Below are 22273 nucleotides of genomic sequence, written 5' to 3'. Positions count from 1 at the left end.
AAATGTAAAAGGGTGGTGGATATGGGTGAAGCGCTGGCTGGCACTAGGAGTAATTATGCTTATGAGTATAGTGGTCGTGGCATATGAAACAAATGCTTCGGACCGTAACTTCTTTTTACCAGACCCACTTGGTGGCATAAAAATTGTCATTGATGCAGGGCATGGTGGGGAGGATGGAGGGGCTTCAAAGGGCGAAGTCATTGAAAAGGATATTACACTTGCAATTTCTCAGCACGTGGAGAAGAAATTGAAGAAGAAAGGCGCAACAGTCATCATGACAAGAACAAAAAATGGTGATGTTATTGATGAACACGCGCCATCAGAAAAGTACGGAACGTTAAGAGAGCGTAAAAAACAGGATATCTTTTTACGAAAGGATATTGTAGAAAAAGAAAAACCAGATGTGTTTATTACCATACACGCCAATGCTATTCCAGAAACAAAATGGCGTGGTGCACAGGTGTTTTATCATAAGGAGGGACATGCTGACGGTGAGATACTTGCAAAAAGTATTCAAGAGTCCATTCGTACTAATTTAAAAAATACAGACCGAGAAGCATTGTCTATTAAGCAGATTTATTTACTGAAAAAAGCAGAAGTGCCTGCGGCATTAGTAGAGACTGGGTTTATTAGTAATGATGAAGAACGGGCTTTACTTACCGATAAGAATTACCAAGAAAAAATGGCAGATGCTATTGTTGAAGGTATAGAAGAGTATCTATTAGCGAAAGTTGAGTAGAGCAACATCACAACGTAAATTAAATCATTTATGATATACTAACATTGAGACAATATAAGGGGAGTGTTCGTCGTGATTACTGAACAACAAGTACGAGAAATACTAGGACAACTACAAGATCCATTTTTACATAAATCGCTTGCAGAAACAGATGGTATTACAAACGTAGCAATAAAAGAAGAAAAAAATCATGTCAGTGTAAAAGTTGCGATTGCTAAATTGAATACACCTGAACAATTACAACTACAAATGAAAATTGTTGAGATGTTAAAAGAAGCGGGTGTAAACACAGTTGGTATTCGTTTTGAAGAGCTATCAGTTGAAAAGCTTCAAAGCTTCCGTGGCACAGCAACAGAATCTGAAGCACAGGATATTTTATCGCCACTTAGTACAGTTCAAGTTATTTCAATTGCTTCGGGTAAAGGTGGAGTAGGTAAATCAACAGTTTCGGTTAACTTAGCGGTTGCCCTAGCTCGTCTAGGCAAAAAAGTGGGCTTAATCGATGCAGATATTTATGGTTTTAGTGTGCCCGATATGATGGGTGTAACGGATATGCCTAAAGTAGTCGATAATCGTATTTTCCCAGTTGATCGTTTTGGTGTAAAAATGATTTCAATGGGCTTCTTTGTAGAAAATAATGCACCAATTGTATGGCGTGGCCCAATGTTAGGTAAAGTATTAGATCAATTCTTCCGTGATGTAGAATGGGGAGAGCTTGACTACTTACTATTAGATTTACCACCAGGCACAGGTGATGTTGCATTAGATATTCATCAAATGTTACCATCATCAAAAGAGATTGTAGTCACAACACCTCACCCAACAGCAGCATTCGTTGCAGCTCGTGCAGGTGCCATGGCTCTGCAAACAGACCATGAAATTTTAGGTGTAATTGAAAACATGGCTTGGTTCGAATCGAAATCAGGTGAGAAAGAGTTTGTCTTTGGGCAAGGCGGAGGTCCTAAACTAGCAGAGGAGCTTCGTACGGAGCTACTTGGACAAATCCCACTTGGGCAACCAGATTGGACAGATGCGGATTTCGCACCATCAGTATATGCTGAAAAACATACTACTGGACAAATTTATTTAGACGTCGCGACGAAAATTATTGATAAATTAAATAAATAATAAAAAACGGATTTCCATCCTTTTTGGAGGAAATCCGTTTTTTAATAATCCACGATTATTCTGTGCCTTTTTGCTCCTTATCAGTGCCACCACTGCCACCACTTTGCCCACTTGCTTCTTTCTTATCGCCACTTCCAGATGAAGGTGTTTCACCGCTCTTTTTAATTAGCTCTTGCCATTTAGATTGCATTAAAGGGCTTTCGATTGTTTCCTTTACTACTTCCTCCATTTGCTTTCGCATATTGGAGGATTTAAGGATAGTCTCTAGCTGTTTCTGCATATCAGGCTGTCCAAAAAAGGCTTCCATATCCTTTTGGAAAGTTGGATCTTTTATTAAGTCCTTCATAATATCCTGTTGCTGTTTTTGCATACTTTTCGCAACTGTTTCCTTAAACTTTGGATCTTCAAAGGTTTTCTTCCAAAAGTCTTCTGCTTCCTTGGAAAGTAATGTTTCCTCAGTAGCTTTTTTCACTTCATCATGCTCTAAAATCAACAGCTCACGGAAACTGGGCTCTTCTAAAAGCTGTCGCAATGCCTTTTTACCGTCCTCTGTTTGTAAAGAGTCAATCATAATTTTTTTTATTTCATCATAGGACATAGTAGAGGTTTTATCTTGTGAACAGGCAGAAAGAAATAGCATTAGAATCAGTAATATGGTGAATTTTCGCATCGACAATCAGTCCTTTCTATAGATAGACTCTTTCAATTATTGTTCACATTTCTGATGACTTTATGTATTGGGAAAGATGAGAAATAGCTTTTTTAACAATGCATTGATAAAATAAGGACAGATATATTGAGAAATTGGGGGACTTTTAGTTGTGACGATACGAAATTGGGCAAAGTTTTTCTTCTTTGCAATGCTCGTTGGTGGGGTAGTCAACGGAGCTTTTAGTTTATTTATTCGCTGGGATTTCTTCCAACCATACATAGCAAACGGTCATTGGGGAGAATTTTTCGCTGGACTATTATGGATGGTCTTCTTAGGATTTACAATGAGTGTTATTGCACAAGCTGGTTTTTTCGCTTATTTAACACTCCATCAAGTAGGTGTAAATATCTTTAGAACACTTACATTATGGAATTGGGTACAGCTTTTACTCATTGCAATTACAATTTTTGATATTATTTTCTTCCGTTTTGTACCTGGTGTAAAGGATGGGCAAAGCTGGTTATTCTATGTTGGATTATTAATTGTTCTCATTTTTGGAGCCATAGCTACAGCTGTTCAAAAAGTAAAATTAACAGGGAAAAAACATGTATTCATTTCTGCTCTTTTCTTCATGATTGTCATTACAACTTTGGAATGGACAATTGCGTTAATGGGTCGTGATGAAAATATTAATGAATATGTCGCATTGTTATTATTCCCGTTATTAGCGGTTAATGCATATCAATTATTAGTATTGCCTAAATATAATGCAAAATCCGATGAAGATCGTCAAAAATTAGAAGCACGTCGTAAAGCGCGCCAAGAACAAGCAAAAAATGCTTAAATGAAAAAAATTGCCTCCTACAAAATAGAGGCAATTTTTTTATGGAGATTTTTTAGTTTGTACTTTATAGCCAAATATATTTTCCTCAATTGACATAAACTTATTTTGTCGTATTAAAGTATTAAGTTCTTTCAAAGTAAAAGAGCTATCTTGGTGTAGTGGAACAAATACAAAGTCCCCTTTTTGGAGTTTAGGTGTTTTCTCACCCTGCCAAATAAGAGAAGGAGATAGCAAATTCATTTGTTGCTGAAACAAAGATTTTTGCAAGTCTTGTGAATACTGATGATTCTGAGTAGCAAACCAGAGTGGCTTTTCCTTCAAATATTGTTCATAAATATCAATATCCTTTTGTACAAGCTTAATGTTAACAGGCTCTTCTACTGAATCCTTTGGTCCAAGTAGTCCTGTAGGTAATTTTCGCTCTTGAATAATTTTTATATGGTCAGGTGAACGCTTGATCCATTCGGTATCTAGAAGAAGAAGCGGATAAGGTTCTTTCACTGTTTTAAGCCATTCCATTAGAGACTCATCAGAGAATGAAATCTCTACAACCAGAGATGTGCCGTAATGACCTTTTGTAACGACAACTGGTGCGTTAGCAATATTAAATACAGAAATCATCGTGGAATTTATAGGCTTTAGAAAAACAAAGAGAATGCCGATTAGGAGCAGTGAAATCAACGTTTTTCGGATCATAATAACAACCTCGTTTCTATAATTTTAAATAAAAAATAAGTCTCTTTAAAAAAACTTATGATTTAGTGTTGACTTTCATGAATAATCGATGTTATTATGTATAAGTCGCCAAGAGGTGACAGTGAAATAAACAACATGAACCTTGAAAACTGAACAAGCAAAACGTAATCAATAAAGTTTTAAGTAGCTAGATTTACTAGTGAACGAAACAAAATTTTGGACATCAAAATGATGCCAGCAAAACAATTTGAGCTAATCAAATTTCTTTTTATGGAGAGTTTGATCCTGGCTCAGGACGAACGCTGGCGGCGTGCCTAATACATGCAAGTCGAGCGAACAGAGAAGGAGCTTGCTCCTTTGACGTTAGCGGCGGACGGGTGAGTAACACGTGGGCAACCTACCTTATAGTTTGGGATAACTCCGGGAAACCGGGGCTAATACCGAATAATCTATTTCACCTCATGGTGAAATATTGAAAGACGGTTTCGGCTGTCGCTATAGGATGGGCCCGCGGCGCATTAGCTAGTTGGTGAGGTAACGGCTCACCAAGGCGACGATGCGTAGCCGACCTGAGAGGGTGATCGGCCACACTGGGACTGAGACACGGCCCAGACTCCTACGGGAGGCAGCAGTAGGGAATCTTCCACAATGGGCGAAAGCCTGATGGAGCAACGCCGCGTGAGTGAAGAAGGATTTCGGTTCGTAAAACTCTGTTGTAAGGGAAGAACAAGTACAGTAGTAACTGGCTGTACCTTGACGGTACCTTATTAGAAAGCCACGGCTAACTACGTGCCAGCAGCCGCGGTAATACGTAGGTGGCAAGCGTTGTCCGGAATTATTGGGCGTAAAGCGCGCGCAGGTGGTTTCTTAAGTCTGATGTGAAAGCCCACGGCTCAACCGTGGAGGGTCATTGGAAACTGGGAGACTTGAGTGCAGAAGAGGATAGTGGAATTCCAAGTGTAGCGGTGAAATGCGTAGAGATCTGGAGGAACACCAGTGGCGAAGGCGACTATCTGGTCTGTAACTGACACTGAGGCGCGAAAGCGTGGGGAGCAAACAGGATTAGATACCCTGGTAGTCCACGCCGTAAACGATGAGTGCTAAGTGTTAGGGGGTTTCCGCCCCTTAGTGCTGCAGCTAACGCATTAAGCACTCCGCCTGGGGAGTACGGCCGCAAGGTTAAAACTCAAATGAATTGACGGGGGCCCGCACAAGCGGTGGAGCATGTGGTTTAATTCGATGCAACGCGAAGAACCTTACCTACTCTTGACATCCCGTTGACCACTGTAGAGATATGGTTTCCCCTTCGGGGGCAACGGTGACAGGTGCTGCATGGCTGTCGTCAGCTCGTGTTGTGAAATGTTGGGTTAAGTCCCGCAACGAGCGCAACCCTTATCCTTTGTTGCCAGCGTTTAGTTGGGCACTCTAAGGTGACTGCCGGTGACAAACCGGAGGAAGGTGGGGATGACGTCAAATCATCATGCCCCTTATGACCTGGGCTACACACGTGCTACAATGGACGATACAAACGGTTGCCAACTCGCGAGAGGGAGCTAATCCGATAAAGTCGTTCTCAGTTCGGATTGTAGGCTGCAACTCGCCTACATGAAGCCGGAATCGCTAGTAATCGCGGATCAGCATGCCGCGGTGAATACGTTCCCGGGCCTTGTACACACCGCCCGTCACACCACGAGAGTTTGTAACACCCGAAGTCGGTGAGGTAACCTTTTGGAGCCAGCCGCCGAAGGTGGGATAGATGATTGGGGTGAAGTCGTAACAAGGTAGCCGTATCGGAAGGTGCGGCTGGATCACCTCCTTTCTAAGGATATTTTCGGAATACAAACCTTGGGTTTGTAAGATTACGTTTTGCGTTCAGTTTTGAAGGTTCATTCTTTCTGAATGAAATACTTCAAAACTTGTTCTTTGAAAACTGGATAAAACGACATTGAAATTGTAACAAACACATTTATTTTTTTAAGTTTTTTTATAGGCTTAATAACATGATAAGGTTTTCAGACACGAGCAGTTCTAGGCAGCAATCGAGTAAATGAAGGTGCGTACTTCAGTACGTGACTGATTGAACGAGTGAGGCTGACAACGAAATGTGAAGTGTATGGAAAGCTGATAGGTTAAGTTATTAAGGGCGCACGGCGAATGCCTTGGCACTAGGAGCCGAAGAAGGACGGCACTAACACCGATATGCTTCGGGGAGCTGTAAGTGAGCTTTGATCCGGAGATTTCCGAATGGGGGAACCCACTACGTTTAATCGCGTAGTATCTTGACGTGAATACATAGCGTCTTGAAGGCAGACCCAGGGAACTGAAACATCTAAGTACCTGGAGGAAGAGAAAGAAAAATCGATTCCCTGAGTAGCGGCGAGCGAAACGGGAAGAGCCCAAACCAAGAGGCTTGCCTCTTGGGGTTGTAGGACACTCAATACGGAGTTACAAAAGAGCGAGTTAGATGAAGCGACTTGGAAAGGTCCGCCAGAGCAGGTAAAAGCCCTGTAGTCGAAAGTTCGTTCTCTCCTGAGTGGATCCTGAGTACGGCGGAACACGTGAAATTCCGTCGGAATCCGGGAGGACCATCTCCCAAGGCTAAATACTACCTAGTGACCGATAGTGAACCAGTACCGTGAGGGAAAGGTGAAAAGCACCCCGGAAGGGGAGTGAAAGAGATCCTGAAACCGTGTGCCTACAAGTAGTTAGAGCCCGTTAATGGGTGATAGCGTGCCTTTTGTAGAATGAACCGGCGAGTTACGATTACGTGCGAGGTTAAGCTTTAGAAGGCGGAGCCGCAGCGAAAGCGAGTCTGAATAGGGCGAAATAGTACGTGGTCGTAGACCCGAAACCAGGTGATCTACCCATGTCCAGGGTGAAGGTAAGGTAACACTTACTGGAGGCCCGAACCCACGCACGTTGAAAAGTGCGGGGATGAGGTGTGGGTAGCGGAGAAATTCCAATCGAACTTGGAGATAGCTGGTTCTCTCCGAAATAGCTTTAGGGCTAGCCTCGTGATGAGAATACTGGAGGTAGAGCACTGTTTGGACTAGGGGGCCATCCCGGTTTACCGAATTCAGACAAACTCCGAATGCCAGATATTTATACACGGGAGTCAGACTGCGAGTGATAAGATCCGTAGTCAAAAGGGAAACAGCCCAGACCACCAGCTAAGGTCCCAAAGTAATCGTTAAGTGGAAAAGGATGTGGCGTTGCACAGACAACCAGGATGTTGGCTTAGAAGCAGCCATCATTTAAAGAGTGCGTAATAGCTCACTGGTCGAGTGACGCTGCGCCGAAAATGTATCGGGGCTAAACGATTCACCGAAGCTGTGGATTGACATCTACGATGTCAGTGGTAGGAGAGCGTTCTAAGTGCGTTGAAGTCAGACCGGAAGGACTGGTGGAGCGCTTAGAAGTGAGAATGCCGGTATGAGTAGCGAAAGACGGGTGAGAATCCCGTCCACCGTATGACTAAGGTTTCCTGAGGAAGGCTCGTCCGCTCAGGGTTAGTCGGGACCTAAGCCGAGGCCGATAGGCGTAGGCGATGGACAACAGGTTGATATTCCTGTACCACCTCCTCACCGTTTGAGAAATGGGGGGACGCAGTAGGATAGGGTAAGCGCGCTGTTGGTTATGCGCGTCCAAGCAGTAAGGCGTGTGTGTAGGCAAATCCGCACACTGTAACGTTGAGCTGTGATGGCGAGTCCGTATGGACGAAGTTCCTGATTTCACACTGCCAAGAAAAGCCTCTATCGAGGTGAGAGGTGCCCGTACCGCAAACCGACACAGGTAGTCGAGGAGAGAATCCTAAGGTGTGCGAGAGAACTCTCGTTAAGGAACTCGGCAAAATGACCCCGTAACTTCGGGAGAAGGGGTGCTCTTGAGCGTGCAAGCGCATGAGAGCCGCAGTGAATAGGCCCAGGCGACTGTTTAGCAAAAACACAGGTCTCTGCAAAACCGTAAGGTGACGTATAGGGGCTGACGCCTGCCCGGTGCTGGAAGGTTAAGAGGAGTGGTTAGCGCAAGCGAAGCTGCGAATTGAAGCCCCAGTAAACGGCGGCCGTAACTATAACGGTCCTAAGGTAGCGAAATTCCTTGTCGGGTAAGTTCCGACCCGCACGAAAGGCGTAACGATCTGGGCACTGTCTCAACGAGAGACTCGGTGAAATTATAGTACCTGTGAAGATGCAGGTTACCCGCGACAGGACGGAAAGACCCCGTGGAGCTTTACTGTAGCCTGATATTGAATTTTGGTACAACTTGTACAGGATAGGTAGGAGCCAGAGATCTCGGAGCGCCAGCTTCGAAGGAGGCGTCGGTGGGATACTACCCTGGTTGTATTGAAATTCTAACCCATGCCCCTTAGCGGGGCAGGAGACAGTGTCAGGCGGACAGTTTGACTGGGGCGGTCGCCTCCTAAAAGGTAACGGAGGCGCCCAAAGGTTCCCTCAGAATGGTTGGAAATCATTCGTAGAGTGTAAAGGCACAAGGGAGCTTGACTGCGAGACCTACAAGTCGAGCAGGGTCGAAAGACGGGCTTAGTGATCCGGTGGTTCCGCATGGAAGGGCCATCGCTCAACGGATAAAAGCTACCCCGGGGATAACAGGCTTATCTCCCCCAAGAGTCCACATCGACGGGGAGGTTTGGCACCTCGATGTCGGCTCATCGCATCCTGGGGCTGTAGTCGGTCCCAAGGGTTGGGCTGTTCGCCCATTAAAGCGGTACGCGAGCTGGGTTCAGAACGTCGTGAGACAGTTCGGTCCCTATCCGTCGTGGGCGTAGGAAATTTGAGAGGAGCTGTCCTTAGTACGAGAGGACCGGGATGGACACACCGCTGGTGTACCAGTTGTCTTGCCAAAGGCATCGCTGGGTAGCTATGTGTGGACGGGATAAGTGCTGAAAGCATCTAAGCATGAAGCCCCCCTCAAGATGAGATTTCCCATTACGCAAGTAAGTAAGATCCCTCAAAGACGATGAGGTAGATAGGTTCGAGGTGGAAGTGTGGTGACACATGGAGCTGACGAATACTAATCGATCGAGGACTTAACCAAAAAGTTTGAAGCATTCAATGAACCGTTTATCCAGTTTTGAAAGAATAATTTCTTTTATAAAGGGTTTCAAGATACGAGTAGTTCGAGGAAGCAATGGAGAGAGGGAAGGAGCGTACTCAAGTACGTGACTGACTGAACGACAGAAGCTGACGAAGAAATGCGATGTATATTGAAAGCCGAACATAGTCTAGTGATGATGGCAAAGAGGTCACACCCGTTCCCATACCGAACACGGAAGTTAAGCTCTTTAGCGCCGATGGTAGTTGGGGGCTTCCCCCTGTGAGAGTAGGACGTCGCTAGGCGCAAAAAGTCGCTACTGATACACTCAGTAGTGGCTTTTTTTTGTTTAAAATTCTAAAAAGTAAAAGGAGGCATTTCATTCAAAGAAAATGCCTCCTTACTATATTTAGACAGTTGCTGCTCGTAGTTCGATACGACGAATTTTCCCAGATGTTGTTTTTGGTAACTCATCGATAAAGACAATACTACGAGGATATTTATAAGGCGCAGTCAGTGCTTTTACATGCTCCTGTAGCTCCTTAATTAATTCTTCTTCATTGTGTTCCTTATAGCCATCTCGTAAGATTACATAGGCTTTGACAATATGCCCTCTAATTTCATCTGGAGCAGCCACAACTGCGCACTCTTGTACAGCATCATGCTTGTTTAAGGCATCTTCTACTTCAAAAGGACCAATAGTGTAACCAGATGAGATAATTATATCGTCGCCTCGACCTTCAAACCAAAAATAACCATCTTCATCACATTTCGCTTGATCACCAGTAATGTACCATTCACCACGGAATGCCGCTTGTGTGCGTTCAGGCTCCCGATAATACTCTTTAAACAACGCTGGCGATGATTTGTGTATGGCAATATCTCCAACCTCGCCAACAGGTGCCTCATTTCCTTCATTGTCGATAATACGTACAATATTACCTGGAGTTGGGACACCCATGGAACCAGGACGTAACTCTGTGTTTTCCAGAGTACCAATGAGTAATGTATTTTCTGTTTGACCATAACCATCGCGGACTTTTAGATCAAAGTGATTCTTAAATGTTTCAATGACTGGTCGATTTAATGGTTCACCAGCAGAGACAGCACTACGCAGAGAGGATAGATTATAGTCTTTTAAATTCTCAAGCTTCGCCATGATACGATATTCAGTTGGAGTGCAGCAGAGAACATTAATTTTTTCATCCTGCAACAGGCGAAGATATGTTTTTGCATCAAACCCACCATGATAAACAAAGGCTGTAGCCCCCAACATAATGGTGGATAGGAAAGGACTCCAAATCCATTTTTGCCAACCTGGAGCAGCAGTAGCCCATACTAAGTCTCCTTCACGTACACAAAGCCACTGTGCAGCCGCTGTTCGAATATGCGCGTAGCCCCAACCATGAGAATGAACGACACCCTTAGGCTTACCTGTTGTTCCAGAAGTATAAGAAAGGAACGCCATGTCATCGCGTTTAGTAGCAACAGCAGTAAATGTATTTGGTTGCGAGCTAGCCAATTCATCTAAAGAAGACCAATCTCCTGTAGCTGTGCCAATGACCATTTTGTTTTTTAAAGTATTGACAGAAGAAGAGATTTTATCTACTTCACTAGTAAATGCTTCATAGGCGATCACAGCACTAGCAGAAGAATGCTCCATACGATACTCTAAATCACTTGCGCGCAACATTTCTGAGCATGAAATAGGAACAATACCCGCTTTTAAACAGCCTAGGAAAACAAAATAGGCCTCTGGTAGGCGAGGAATAATAACTAATACACGATCTCCTTTTTGAAGCCCCTTCTTCGTAAAGGCATTAGCGTATTGATTCATTTTTTGAACAAGCTCTACGTAAGTAACTGTTTGCCTCTCTTGTTGTGTATTTAACCAACGTATAGCTTGGCGTTCACTATCTTGCGAAAATTTTTCTAATTCCTCTGTAATGTTATAAACATCCGGTGCAATTAAATCCTTTATTACCATTTGAACATTCCTCCCCCTGAAATGATAGAAAATTCGTAAAACTATTTTTATTTTAACAATTGAAATAATATACAGCAAGAATATTTAATACACAAAATAGAAATATTAGATTTAATAGAGAACTATTTTGCTTTCTAAGTTATATTTAAGAAGGCCTCGACAAAAAATATAAAATTTTTCACAAATGTGTTGCATTATTTAGAATGCTTGCTATAATAATAAATGTACTTAAGAGGTTGTCTAAGACATACGAATAGTATTGTTCCGAAGTAGCTCAGTTGGTAGTAGCACCTGACTGTTAATCAGGTTGTCGCAGGTTCGAGTCCTGCCTTCGGAGCCATTTTTTTGCTCATTTTTAAGATGGTTTTATACATAAAAAAATTGTAGAAAAGTGTTGCAAGAATGTAGAAATAATGTTATTATAATTATTGTCTTGTTTGAGACGTACATATGGCCCCTTGGTCAAGTGGTTAAGACACCGCCCTTTCACGGCGGTAACACGGGTTCGAATCCCGTAGGGGTCACCATTTAAAATGCATCGTCATGATGTACAGGCTTTAAAAAGAAAATAAACTGTGATATAACACCTGTTTCTATGGAGGATTAGCTCAGCTGGGAGAGCATCTGCCTTACAAGCAGAGGGTCGGCGGTTCGAGCCCGTCATCCTCCACCATTATTATTGTGTTATTTCGGAGGGGTAGCGAAGTGGCTAAACGCGGCGGACTGTAAATCCGCTCCTTAGGGTTCGGCGGTTCGAATCCGTCCCCCTCCACCAGTTTTATAAATGATTGGGGTATAGCCAAGCGGTAAGGCAACGGATTTTGATTCCGTCATGCCTAGGTTCGAATCCTAGTACCCCAGCCATTTTTCTTTTATGAGCCATTAGCTCAGTTGGTAGAGCATCTGACTTTTAATCAGAGGGTCGAAGGTTCGAGTCCTTCATGGCTCACTTTTATAGAATAAAATATATTCAAAAGTGATATAATAAATACAGATAACTAATCTCTTGCTGAAAACAGTAGGAGATTTTTTTATGTTGATTTATAATGAATAAATATGCGTTTTTTTGTTGGGTTGAGCCAATTGGTAAGTAGGCTTTACAATAGTCTTATAACTTTTAGGGGGTATAAAAACATGAATAAACTTAATATTTCTATTATTGGAGTACCAACAGATTACGGACAAACACGTCGAGGCGTAGATATGGGACCAAGTGCTATTCGTTATGCAGGCGTTGTTGAACGTTTAACAAGTATTGGACACGAGGTACAAGATCAAGGGGATATTCGTGTAAGTCAAAAGCAAGCAAATGCAGCAGTAGACGAAAAGTTATTAAATTTAGAGGAAGTTGTCGAAGTTAGTACAGCTTTGGCTAATAGTGTACATGAAGTAGTCGAACAAAAAAAATTCCCACTTGTATTTGGTGGAGACCATAGTATTGCTATTGGTACACTTGCAGGATTAGGAGAACATTATAAAAATCTAGGTGTTATTTGGTATGATGCACATGCAGATTTAAATACACCTGAAACTACACCTTCTGGCAATATACATGGAATGCCTTTAGCAGTTAGTATTGGACTTGGGCATGAACGTTTAGTTCAAATTCGTAATAGTGTGCCGAAAATTAAGCCAGAAAACGTTATTATCATCGGAGCTCGTTCTGTAGATCCTGGTGAGCGTGACTTGATTCGTGAACAAGGAATTAAAGTGTACACAATGCATGAAATTGATCGACTTGGCATGACGCGTGTTATGGAAGATGCACTTGCCTATTTAAAAGAGCGTAATGTTGATGGATTGCACCTATCGCTTGATTTAGATGGACTTGACCCTCTTTATACACCAGGGGTTGGAACACCAGTGCCAGGTGGAATTACGTATCGTGAAAGTCATTTAGCAATGGAAATGCTACAAGAGTCTGGAATGTTAACCTCTGCGGAGTTTGTAGAAGTGAATCCGATATTAGATGAGAAAAATACAACGGCAAATGTAGCTGTTGCTTTAATGGGCTCTTTATTTGGAGAAACGTTAGTTTAAACAAAAATATTCAAAAAATTGCCTGTCGCCACATTGCATAAAAATCTTTTGCTATAATTGAAATAAAACGAAACTTTTCTTATCGATGGGTCGTATAGTATAAGACAGTTGTAAAGGTGGAGAAGTCAACACAATGGATGCGTTAGTAAATAAGAGAATAAAACAAGTGCTTAAAGGCGATCAAAACGCATTTGCCGATATTGTGAGTCTCTATCAGCACAAACTGTACCAAGTATGCTATCGAATGTTAGGTAACAAACAAGAATCTGAAGATATTGCTCAGGAAGCTTTTGTTCGGGCATATATGAATTTGCATACTTTTGATCAGAAAAGAAAGTTTTCGACGTGGCTTTATCGCATTGCGACAAACCTCTGTATAGATCGTATTCGGAAAAAGAAACCGGATTATTATTTAGATGCAGAAGTAGCTGGTACAGAAGGGCTTGATATGTATTCACAAATCGCAGCAGATGACCAGCTACCAGAGGAGCAGTTAGAGCAAATGGAGCTGCAAGATCGCATTCAATACGAAATTGGACGTTTGCCGGATAAATACCGTTCGGTTATAGTATTGAAATATATAGAAGAGTTATCGTTGCAAGAGATTAGCGAGATTTTAGATATGCCACTTGGAACGGTGAAAACGAGAATTCACCGCGGACGTGAGGCATTACGTAAGCAGTTAAACAATCTGTAGGAGGGGGAGCGTCATGAATACTTGTCCAGAGCATATTATTGATTATATGCATGATTATTTAGACGGTGACATTAGTCGTGAGCATGAGCAAGAGTTAAAGCAACACTTGCATACATGTAATGATTGTAAACAGTTGATGCATGAATTGAGTGAAACAATCGCCTTTGTGAAGAGTGCTTCCCATATTACAGCGCCTCCGGATTTTGAAGCAGCAGTAATGGCTCGTTTACCAAAACCGAAAAGTCGAGTAGGTATACAAAAATGGATACGCCGACATCCATTTTTTGTGGCAGCAGCAGTATTTTGTTTATTTATGAGTGCTACCTTGCTAGGAAGCTTTATGGATGACCAGCATTTCTCTGTGACCAAGCAGCCCAATTTAGTTGTAGATGGTCAAACGGTTATCGTACCCGCAGGGGAAGTTGTAAAGGGCGATATTGTGGTGAAAAATGGCGATTTGGTTGTTGAAGGAGAAGTTGATGGTAACGTCACAGTCATAAACGGGCAATACATGGCATCTTCAGCGGTAGTTTCAGGGAGAATTGAAGAAATTGACGAAGTATTTGAATGGTTATGGTATACGATTAAAAACTCTGTAAAAACAGCCATGACATTTGATGAAAAAGAAGAAACTAAATAACACTCTATACGTCCTAAAAAATAGTGCACGTGAGAGGCTGAAAGGTCTACTCTTCTGAGTAGACTTTTTATTTGAAAAAAGTTACATTTGATAAGAATGTGCTATACTTGAATGTGTATGGATTCGTAATGAAAAGTGGGGGATGCCACGTGCAAATTATTGAACATTTCACAGATTTAACGCCTGTGAATATTGTTATTAACTTCATCGATGTACTGCTCGTTTGGTACGTTGTTTATAAGGTCTTAACCCTCATTAAAGGTACGAAGGCTGTCCAATTACTTAAGGGAATTTTCGTCATTATTATTGCACGAATTGCAACAGACCTTTTAGGGTTACAAACGTTAGGCTGGATGCTACAGCAGGTCATTGAATTTGGTTTCTTGGCGATTATTATTATTTTCCAACCTGAAATCAGACGAGGCTTAGAACAAATTGGTAGAGGGAAGCTTTTCCAACGTTCATCTAGTCAAGAAGACGAGGAGCAAACAAGGCTTATAGAGGCTATGAAAAAATCTGTAAGTTATATGGCTAAACGTCGAATAGGTGCGTTAATTTCAATTGAAAAAGAAACAGGTCTTAACGAATATATTGAAACAGGCATAGGTCTAAATGCTGAAATTTCTTCAGAATTGCTCATTAATATCTTTATACCGAATACGCCATTACATGATGGGGCGGTAATTATGCAAAGAGATAAAGTTACAGCAGCAGCTTGCTATTTACCTCTATCTGAAAGTCCATTTATTTCAAAAGAGTTAGGGACACGCCACCGTGCTGCACTTGGCTTAAGTGAAGTGACGGATGCGATAACTATCGTTGTCTCAGAAGAAACAGGAGCCATTAGTATTACGTTGAATGGCAATCTCCATCGTAATCTTTCTCTAGAGGAGTTCGAGACACTATTACGAAAAATGTGGTTCGGATCAGCACAGGAGTCAAATGCAGCCTCTAAGTTAACTTGGAGGGGGAAAAAGAATGGATAAAATGATGGATAGTCCTTGGGTACTAAGAATCATCGCGCTATTTTTAGCATTTTTGCTTTTTTTCTCAGTTCGTACCGAGCTATCGCCAATCAATACAACAACTACCACTGAACAGACTGATATTATTCGTGATGTACCAGTAGATGTTTATTATGATAATGAGAATCTGATTGTAACAGGATTACCTGAAACAGTAGATGTGAAGATAAAAGGACCAATGCCTGTTGTTATAAAAACAAGGGCAACAAAGGATTTCTCAGTATTCGTTGATTTAAGTAATCTATTGATTGGCGAGCATGATGTTAAGCTACAATACGAAAATATTTCTGATAAGTTAAAGGTTACATTAGACCCTGCAACTATTCATGTAAATATTGAGGAAAAGGTCACGAAGGAGTTCCGAGTAGACCCAGAAATGAATACTCGACTAATCGAAGAAGGGTATATTTTAAAGGATATGGTAGCCGATCCACCGACTGTTTACGTGACAGGGGCAAAAAGTGCTATTGAAAGCATCAGCTATGTAAAAGCCACTGTTGCTGGAGAGCCAGGCTTGAAGCAATCATTCTCTCAGGACGCGGCAGTAAAAGTATTAGATCGAGATTTAAATAAGCTTGATGTAACAATTGAACCTGATACCGTTAATGTTCAAGTAGATATTGGGGAGTATAGCCGAGAACTCCCAGTTGTTATTAGAGAAACAGGGCAAGCCTCGGATGATATTACAATCAATTCTTTAACATTTACGCAAAAAATGATTAAAGTATATGGCAGAAAATCGATTATTGATGGTTTAACAGAAATTCCAATTGTAGTGGATTTGTCAAAAATTACTGAATCAAAAACTTATGAGTTTGATGTAAAATTACCAGATGGTGTGACAAAAATATCTGATAAGAAAATAAAAGTGAAGGCAGATATTACAAAAGTAGAGAAAGAAGAAGAGCAGAAAACACCGGCTTCTACAGAGGAAACGCCACCCCCTACTGAGGAAACTGATGTGAAGGATGATAGTACTACGACTGATAAAAATACGCCAACTGAAGAAACGGAAGATATTGATTCTTAAACAATATCTGACTATAATTTTATTTTGATTCTAAATCAAAAATTTAACTGGAGTTTGGTTTGGTGGGTAGATCGCAATATATTCACCAAACAAACTAACTGAGTGGATTACGAAAAATTACCAATGAATGAACAAAAGCAGACTTTTCCAAAAGTAAGCGGACAAGTGTCTATGATGAATGTGACACAGTCTTGCATTGAAGGAGAGAATAAGTAGAATGGGTAAATATTTTGGAACAGATGGCGTCCGTGGCGTCGCCAATAGTGAACTAACACCGGAATTTGCATTTAAACTTGGCCGTATAGGTGGCTATGTTTTAACGAAAGATGCAACTGACCGTCCTAAGGTTTTAATTGGTCGTGACACACGTATTTCAGGCGAGATGCTGGAAGGTGCACTTGTTGCTGGTCTTTTATCAATTGGGGTAGAGGTAATGCGCCTTGGAATTATTTCAACACCAGGTGTTGCATACCTTACTCGTATTATGAGCGCAGATGCAGGCGTCATGATTTCAGCTTCGCATAACCCAGTAGCTGACAACGGCATTAAATTCTTCGGCCCAGATGGCTTTAAGCTAACAGATGCACAAGAAGAGGAAATAGAAGTTTTACTTGATGCTCAAGAGGATACATTACCACGTCCAATTGGGGCAGATTTAGGATCTGTAAGTGACTATTTCGAAGGCGGACAAAAGTACATTCAATACTTAAAACAAACAGTGGATGAAGAATTTGATGGTATCCATGTAGCATTAGACTGTGCACATGGTGCTACCTCATCATTAGCGACGCATCTTTTTGCGGACCTAGAGGCTGACATTTCTACAATGGGTTCTTCTCCAAATGGTTTAAATATTAATGATGGTGTAGGTTCAACTCACCCAGAGGGACTAGCTAAATTTGTATTAGAAAAGGATGCAGATGTGGGTCTAGCGTTTGATGGAGACGGTGACCGTTTAATTGCTGTAGATGAAAACGGTAAAATTGTTGACGGCGATCAAATTATGTTTATTATTGGCAAGTATTTAAATGCAGTTGGTCGTTTAAAGAAGCAAACTATTGTGTCAACCGTTATGAGCAATATGGGCTTCTATAAGGCAGTTGAAGATAACGGTATGCAAAGCATACAAACTGCAGTAGGGGATCGTTATGTCGTAGAGGAAATGCGTGCTAATGATTACAATTTAGGTGGCGAGCAATCAGGGCATATTGTTTTCTTAGATTTTAATACAACGGGCGATGGTCTACTAACAGGTATTCAGCTTGTCAACATTATGAAAGCGACAGGTAAGAAGCTGTCAGAGCTTGCTGCCGAGATGAAAATCTATCCTCAGCGTCTTGTCAATGTTCGTGTAACAGACAAGCATGCGGTGACTGAAAATACGAAAGTGGCCGCTGTGATTGCAGAGGTAGAAGCTGAAATGGCAGGGAATGGTCGTGTTTTAGTACGTCCTTCAGGTACTGAGCCGCTTGTTCGTGTAATGGTGGAAGCTGCTACTGAAACAGCTTGTGAGCGTTTTGTTGAGCGTATTGCAGATGTTGTGCGTGCAGAAATGGGCTTAACAGACTAGTAAATATAAACTTAACTCGATTTCCGTTTTTAGGAGGTCGAGTTTTTCTTGTTTGAAAAAGGATGTTTTAAATAGCAAAGATGGGGAACAGTAAAAAGGAGTCACAATAACAAGGAGTGTTTGATGGATATGGCTAAAATTGCTACAGTTATTACCGATATGTTCGAGGATAGTGAATTTACAAGTCCTAAAGAAGCCTTAGAAGCGGCTGGACATCAGCTAGTAACAATTGATACAGAGGCAGGAAAAGAGGTAAAAGGGAAACATGGGGAAACAGTAAAAATTGATAAAGGCATTGAGGATGTAAAAGCGACTGATTTTGATGCACTGTTTATACCTGGTGGTTTTTCTCCAGATATCTTACGCGCCGATGATCGTGTAGTGGCGTTTGTAAAATCCTTTATGGATGATATGAAACCAACCTTTGCCATTTGTCATGGACCGCAGCTGCTAATTACGGCAAAAACACTAAATGGTCGTGACGCTACAGGTTATAAATCCATTCAAGTAGATTTAGAAAACGCAGGGGCAAAATTCCACGATGAGGAAGTATTCGTCTGCCAAAAGCAACTCGTGACAAGTAGAACACCAGATGACCTACCTGCCTTTAATAGAGAAATAGTAAATTTATTAGCTAGTAAATAACAAAAAGGCACAAGCAGCTTTTGCTTGTGCCTTTTGTTTCTTTTGTATAATGCGCTGAGCACATTTGTTATTTGACCAAGATCAATGTGCATTCTGCGATACCCTTAAAGCCCGTACTCGTAAGTTGCGTGACAACTTCATATCCATAAATTTCGTCACGACTAATGATTTCTAATACGATTCCTGCCTTTAAGCATTTTCTTCAGATTCTCCACCAAATCATCCCCACTAACAAAACAATCCGTACTAAGTAATGCTAAGTAGTGTGTTTTTCAAGGTTTTTCTAGCACTAGCAATTGTTTGTCTACATATTTGTCACGAAAAAGCAAGGGTACTAGGTATTTTTTATAACGAAAGTTTGACGGATAGCATATGATTGAGTATGATGGAGAAGTTGAAGACGAGGTCCGACCTTGTTCTTGAACGAACGCAAAAGGAGGAAAGAGAGCGTAAAATCGGAAAACAATTATAGCGCCTGAGCTGAAGAAATTGGACGAAAAGAATCTTCAGCAGACGAGGTGGAGGTTTATCGAAAATTCGGCGGATACCTCCCGATCGACATACCCGATTGTCATTTTTCATTTCGAAAGCATTTGAGTGATTGAATGTACAGGAAATGGAGAAGGTATCGTAAAGCAATAGATGAATAGAAGAAAACTTCACATATCGAATGCTCCATTCAGATGGCTGAATGAGTTCATTGCATGTACGAAAGTGCTTTATTTTATTTAAAATAAAGTTTGCTTGTCCATTCAAAAAATTCGGTAGATGAGGTCTACTTTGTCATTGCGTTAAATTGACAATATCGGAGGACGAGAATTTATGTGTGGAATTGTAGGATATATTGGTGAATCAGATGCAAAGGAAATTTTATTAAAAGGTTTAGAAAAGCTAGAATATCGTGGTTATGATTCAGCGGGCATTGCAGTCCGTAATGAAGAAGGCGTAACGGTTTTTAAAGAAAAAGGACGTATCGCAGACTTACGAGAAGCGGTAGATGAAGATGTTGCTGCGAAAATTGGTATTGGTCATACACGTTGGGCTACACATGGAGTACCAAATCGTTTAAATGCTCATCCGCATCAAAGTGCATCAGGGCGTTTTACGCTTGTGCATAATGGGGTAATTGAAAACTATCATCTATTACAAAAAACATACTTAAAAGGTATTCCAATGAAATCTGATACAGATACAGAGGTTATCGTGCAATTAGTAGAGTTGTTTGTAAAAGAAGGTTTAAGCACAGCAGATGCCTTCCGTAAAACGTTATCTTTACTACATGGTTCATATGCGCTTGCACTATTAGATGCAGAAGCCGCTGATACAATCTTTGTAGCGAAAAATAAATCTCCACTTTTAGTTGGAATTGGTGAAGACTTCAATGTTGTTGCTTCGGATGCAATGGCTATGCTGCAAGTGACAGACCAATATGTAGAGCTACACGACAAAGAGGTTGTAATTGTACACAAGGCTAGCGTTGAAATTACAAAACTAGATGGTTCTGTAGTGGAACGTGCACCATATACAGCAGAGCTTGATATGAGCGACATTGAAAAGGGAACATATCCTCATTATATGTTAAAAGAAATGGATGAGCAGCCTACAGTCATACGCAAAATTATTCAAGCGTATGAGGGTGATAATGGCGATCTAACAATTGATACCGAAATTTTAGAAGCATTGCGAGCTGCAGATCGTTTATATATTATTGCGGCGGGCACAAGCTATCATGCAGGGCTCATTGGTAAACAATATTTTGAAAAAATGGCCGGTATCCCAGTAGAAGTTCATATTTCTAGTGAATTCGGCTATAATATGCCATTACTTTCAAAAAGACCTTTATTTATCTTTATTACACAATCAGGTGAAACAGCAGACAGCCGTCAGGTTCTAGTAAAAATTAAAGAGCTTGGCTACCCAACATTAACAATTACAAATGTACCTGGCTCAACACTATCACGTGAAGCTGATCACACGTTGTTATTACATGCGGGTCCAGAAATAGCTGTAGCTTCTACAAAAGCATATGTGGCGCAAGTAGCAGTCCTTGCTCTAGCAGCCTATGTAACAGCAAAAGCAAATGGCACAGGCTTAGAATTTGATTTAAAACAAGAGCTTGCGATTGCCGCAAACGGTATCCAAACAATTATTGACTCAAAAGATGTATTAGAAGACATCGCAGAAGACTACTTAAAAATCGCGCGTAATGCATTCTTTATTGGTCGTAATATGGACTTCTACGTGAGCCTTGAAGGGGCCTTAAAACTAAAGGAAATCTCTTATATCCAAGCAGAAGGCTTTGCTGGCGGTGAGCTTAAACACGGAACAATTGCTTTAATTGAAGAAGGAACACCAGTGTTTGCACTTGTTACACAAGCATCAGTTGGGCTAAACATCCGTGGTAATGTGAAAGAAGTTGCTGCGCGTGGTGCATATCCATGTATTATCGCGATGGCTGGTATTGATGAGGATGGCGACCGATTAGTCATTCCGCATGTTCACGAATACCTAACGCCACTTGTATCGGTAGTGCCATTACAGTTAATCAGCTACTATGCAGCACTCCACCGTCGTTGTGATGTGGATAAACCACGTAACTTAGCTAAATCGGTGACAGTTGAGTAATTGAGTTTTATTTTAGAAGTGTGTGTTGTAGTTTTATAAAAAAGTTTGATTAAAAATCCTTTGCTGAAATATAGGCTTTTTTCTTACAATCAGGTCATTTAGTGGCAGAAGGTTTTTAAATAACTATAATGAAATAACATGCACATGGTTTAAAAGATAATATTGTTCCTCAACAAAATAAAAGAGTAGCACATGCTACTCTTTTTGCAATAAAAATATTCATTTCAAGCTTCTTCATAAGCATTTTTCATTTCGTGATATAAATTATTATCTTTAAAATAATCTTTATTAATGTGAAGTTGTACACTAATTTCATACAAAAAATAAAGCCATTCTGTATCATTTTCCTCAACAGCCTTAGCACAAGCATTTTCTATATATATATACTATTCACATGACGTTCTAGACCCTTTATATAATCTAAGGCTTTTGATGCTCCTGGCCAATTCAAATCCTTAAATAATTCATATAAATTAGGCAAAGCCACTTTGTTATTTGGATAGCCGATAGATATGACGACATCGACTGCGTTCTCCCAACATTCTTTTGAATATTTTTTAAATATAAGTGGCAATTTTTCATTGGGTATTTGACAAAGAAATGCTTTTGCTTCGTTTTGAATTGCCTCTGGCAAATTCCAATTCAAATTATAGGAATAATAAATCACTAAATTATCTTCCATAAAAATTCATACCTTTCAAAGGAACATTGCTTATTTAACCCTCACAGAAATTCCCTGTAATTTCCTAGTGTATTTATGTGGTTTGCAATTATGGAACAGTATAGCAAGAATATAACAACCTTTTTTATAAAAATCAATTTTAGTATTACAATATAAGACTCCATTTTGATTAAGTTTTTTTCAAAATGGATCTTTTTCTTTATAGAAAAATGCTGGTTTGT

General features: G+C 40.9%; 15 protein-coding genes, 6 tRNA genes and 3 rRNA genes. 20 read left to right on the top strand and 4 right to left on the bottom strand.

The features are described 5' to 3' along the window. Positions 1-25 precede the first annotated feature (25 nt). Together ACE1MS_RS21730 and ACE1MS_RS21725 are read left to right on the top strand one after the other, a co-directional pair. Entirely contained in the window at positions 26-739 is a 714-nt protein-coding gene (locus ACE1MS_RS21730) for an N-acetylmuramoyl-L-alanine amidase (RefSeq protein ID WP_012296043.1), read from the top strand. A gap of 72 nt (positions 740-811) precedes the next feature. Next, positions 812-1867, top strand: coding sequence for a P-loop NTPase (locus ACE1MS_RS21725; protein WP_447402618.1), 1056 nt, complete (start codon positions 812-814; stop codon positions 1865-1867). A 55-nt stretch (positions 1868-1922) separates the two neighbouring features. Here ACE1MS_RS21725 and gerD read toward each other — a convergent pair whose 3' ends face one another. Continuing rightward, the gene (gene gerD, locus ACE1MS_RS21720; RefSeq protein ID WP_031416707.1) at positions 1923-2537 is read right to left on the bottom strand and encodes a spore germination lipoprotein GerD; all 615 of its coding nucleotides are present in this window, start codon (positions 2535-2537) and stop codon (positions 1923-1925) included. Positions 2538-2688: 151 nt separating this feature from the next. Here gerD and ACE1MS_RS21715 point away from each other — a divergent pair, with 151 nt between their 5' ends. Beyond that, positions 2689-3363: a KinB-signaling pathway activation protein gene (locus ACE1MS_RS21715; RefSeq protein ID WP_012296040.1), complete on the top strand. Its 675-nt coding sequence runs from the start codon at positions 2689-2691 to the stop codon at positions 3361-3363. Between the two features lie 39 nt (positions 3364-3402). Here the strand turns inward: ACE1MS_RS21715 and ACE1MS_RS21710 are convergent, their stop codons facing one another. After that, positions 3403-4059: a hypothetical protein gene (locus ACE1MS_RS21710; RefSeq protein WP_036217758.1), complete on the bottom strand. Its 657-nt coding sequence runs from the start codon at positions 4057-4059 to the stop codon at positions 3403-3405. A gap of 267 nt (positions 4060-4326) precedes the next feature. Here ACE1MS_RS21710 and ACE1MS_RS21705 point away from each other — a divergent pair. From ACE1MS_RS21705 to rrf, 3 genes are all read left to right on the top strand, one after another. Next, positions 4327-5878, top strand: a 16S ribosomal RNA gene (locus tag ACE1MS_RS21705). A 308-nt stretch (positions 5879-6186) separates the two neighbouring features. Next, a 23S ribosomal RNA gene (locus ACE1MS_RS21700) occupies positions 6187-9114 on the top strand. Positions 9115-9300: 186 nt separating this feature from the next. After that, positions 9301-9416 (top strand): 5S ribosomal RNA (gene rrf, locus ACE1MS_RS21695). Together the 16S, 23S and 5S rRNA genes form the textbook arrangement of a ribosomal RNA operon. Positions 9417-9520: 104 nt before the next feature. Here rrf and mbcS read toward each other — a convergent pair. Then, complete coding sequence (gene mbcS / locus ACE1MS_RS21690) at positions 9521-11098, bottom strand: acyl-CoA synthetase MbcS (RefSeq protein WP_012296038.1); 1578 nt, start codon at positions 11096-11098, stop codon at positions 9521-9523. 263 nt (positions 11099-11361) lie between these two features. Here mbcS and ACE1MS_RS21685 point away from each other — a divergent pair. The 14 genes from ACE1MS_RS21685 to glmS all read left to right on the top strand — a co-directional run bounded on the left by ACE1MS_RS21685 (position 11362) and on the right by glmS (position 21370). After that, a tRNA-Asn gene (locus ACE1MS_RS21685) sits at positions 11362-11438 on the top strand. 112 nt (positions 11439-11550) lie between these two features. Further along, positions 11551-11625 (top strand) — tRNA-Glu (locus ACE1MS_RS21680). Positions 11626-11695: 70 nt separating this feature from the next. Then, positions 11696-11771: transfer RNA gene (locus ACE1MS_RS21675), tRNA-Val, on the top strand. Positions 11772-11789: 18 nt separating this feature from the next. Then, a tRNA-Tyr gene (locus ACE1MS_RS21670) sits at positions 11790-11873 on the top strand. Between the two features lie 14 nt (positions 11874-11887). Next, positions 11888-11962, top strand: a tRNA-Gln gene (locus ACE1MS_RS21665). Between the two features lie 12 nt (positions 11963-11974). Beyond that, positions 11975-12047 (top strand) — tRNA-Lys (locus ACE1MS_RS21660). 185 nt (positions 12048-12232) lie between these two features. After that, the gene (gene rocF / locus ACE1MS_RS21655) at positions 12233-13138 is read left to right on the top strand and encodes an arginase (RefSeq protein ID WP_012296037.1); all 906 of its coding nucleotides are present in this window, start codon (positions 12233-12235) and stop codon (positions 13136-13138) included. A 133-nt stretch (positions 13139-13271) separates the two neighbouring features. Continuing rightward, complete coding sequence (sigW, locus tag ACE1MS_RS21650) at positions 13272-13835, top strand: RNA polymerase sigma factor SigW (RefSeq protein ID WP_004225410.1); 564 nt, start codon at positions 13272-13274, stop codon at positions 13833-13835. Positions 13836-13848: 13 nt separating this feature from the next. Next, positions 13849-14475, top strand: a complete 627-nt coding sequence (locus tag ACE1MS_RS21645; protein WP_012296036.1) for an anti-sigma factor family protein — start codon at positions 13849-13851, stop codon at positions 14473-14475. Between the two features lie 149 nt (positions 14476-14624). After that, the gene (gene cdaA / locus ACE1MS_RS21640; RefSeq protein WP_012296035.1) at positions 14625-15461 is read left to right on the top strand and encodes a diadenylate cyclase CdaA; all 837 of its coding nucleotides are present in this window, start codon (positions 14625-14627) and stop codon (positions 15459-15461) included. Beyond that, complete coding sequence (locus tag ACE1MS_RS21635) at positions 15454-16530, top strand: CdaR family protein (protein WP_012296034.1); 1077 nt, start codon at positions 15454-15456, stop codon at positions 16528-16530. Before cdaA ends, ACE1MS_RS21635 begins: the two co-directional genes overlap by 8 nt. A 217-nt stretch (positions 16531-16747) precedes the next feature. Continuing rightward, positions 16748-18100, top strand: coding sequence for a phosphoglucosamine mutase (gene glmM, locus ACE1MS_RS21630; protein WP_031416705.1), 1353 nt, complete (start codon positions 16748-16750; stop codon positions 18098-18100). 129 nt (positions 18101-18229) lie between these two features. After that, positions 18230-18745, top strand: a complete 516-nt coding sequence (locus ACE1MS_RS21625) for a type 1 glutamine amidotransferase domain-containing protein (RefSeq protein ID WP_197150636.1) — start codon at positions 18230-18232, stop codon at positions 18743-18745. Between the two features lie 822 nt (positions 18746-19567). Beyond that, positions 19568-21370 carry a glutamine--fructose-6-phosphate transaminase (isomerizing) gene (glmS, locus tag ACE1MS_RS21620; RefSeq protein WP_012296030.1) on the top strand — a complete coding sequence of 601 codons (1803 nt, stop codon included), beginning with the start codon at positions 19568-19570 and terminating at the stop codon, positions 21368-21370. Positions 21371-21743: 373 nt separating this feature from the next. On the opposite strand, the gene ACE1MS_RS21615 is transcribed toward glmS, so the two are convergent. Continuing rightward, positions 21744-22052, bottom strand: coding sequence for a hypothetical protein (locus ACE1MS_RS21615; RefSeq protein WP_447402617.1), 309 nt, complete (start codon positions 22050-22052; stop codon positions 21744-21746). Positions 22053-22273 lie beyond the last annotated feature (221 nt).

Source organism: Lysinibacillus sp. fkY74-1, from assembly GCF_053165895.1.
Note: the sequence above shows the minus strand (reverse complement) of the source record. Positions and strands in the feature narration are given on the sequence as shown.

Bases quoted from the DNA above. Each gene is read 5' to 3' on its own strand.
- gerD (WP_031416707.1), bottom strand. From the start codon at position 2,537: ATGCGAAAATTCACCATATTACTGATTCTAATGCTATTTCTTTCTGCC.
- ACE1MS_RS21710 (WP_036217758.1), bottom strand. From the start codon at position 4,059: ATGATCCGAAAAACGTTGATTTCACTGCTCCTAATCGGCATTCTCTTT.
- mbcS (WP_012296038.1), bottom strand. From the start codon at position 11,098: ATGGTAATAAAGGATTTAATTGCACCGGATGTTTATAACATTACAGAG.
- rocF (WP_012296037.1), top strand. From the start codon at position 12,233: ATGAATAAACTTAATATTTCTATTATTGGAGTACCAACAGATTACGGA.
- sigW (WP_004225410.1), top strand. From the start codon at position 13,272: ATGGATGCGTTAGTAAATAAGAGAATAAAACAAGTGCTTAAAGGCGAT.
- ACE1MS_RS21645 (WP_012296036.1), top strand. From the start codon at position 13,849: ATGAATACTTGTCCAGAGCATATTATTGATTATATGCATGATTATTTA.
- ACE1MS_RS21635 (WP_012296034.1), top strand. From the start codon at position 15,454: ATGGATAAAATGATGGATAGTCCTTGGGTACTAAGAATCATCGCGCTA.
- glmM (WP_031416705.1), top strand. From the start codon at position 16,748: ATGGGTAAATATTTTGGAACAGATGGCGTCCGTGGCGTCGCCAATAGT.
- ACE1MS_RS21625 (WP_197150636.1), top strand. From the start codon at position 18,230: ATGGCTAAAATTGCTACAGTTATTACCGATATGTTCGAGGATAGTGAA.
- glmS (WP_012296030.1), top strand. From the start codon at position 19,568: ATGTGTGGAATTGTAGGATATATTGGTGAATCAGATGCAAAGGAAATT.
- ACE1MS_RS21615 (WP_447402617.1), bottom strand. From the start codon at position 22,052: ATGGAAGATAATTTAGTGATTTATTATTCCTATAATTTGAATTGGAAT.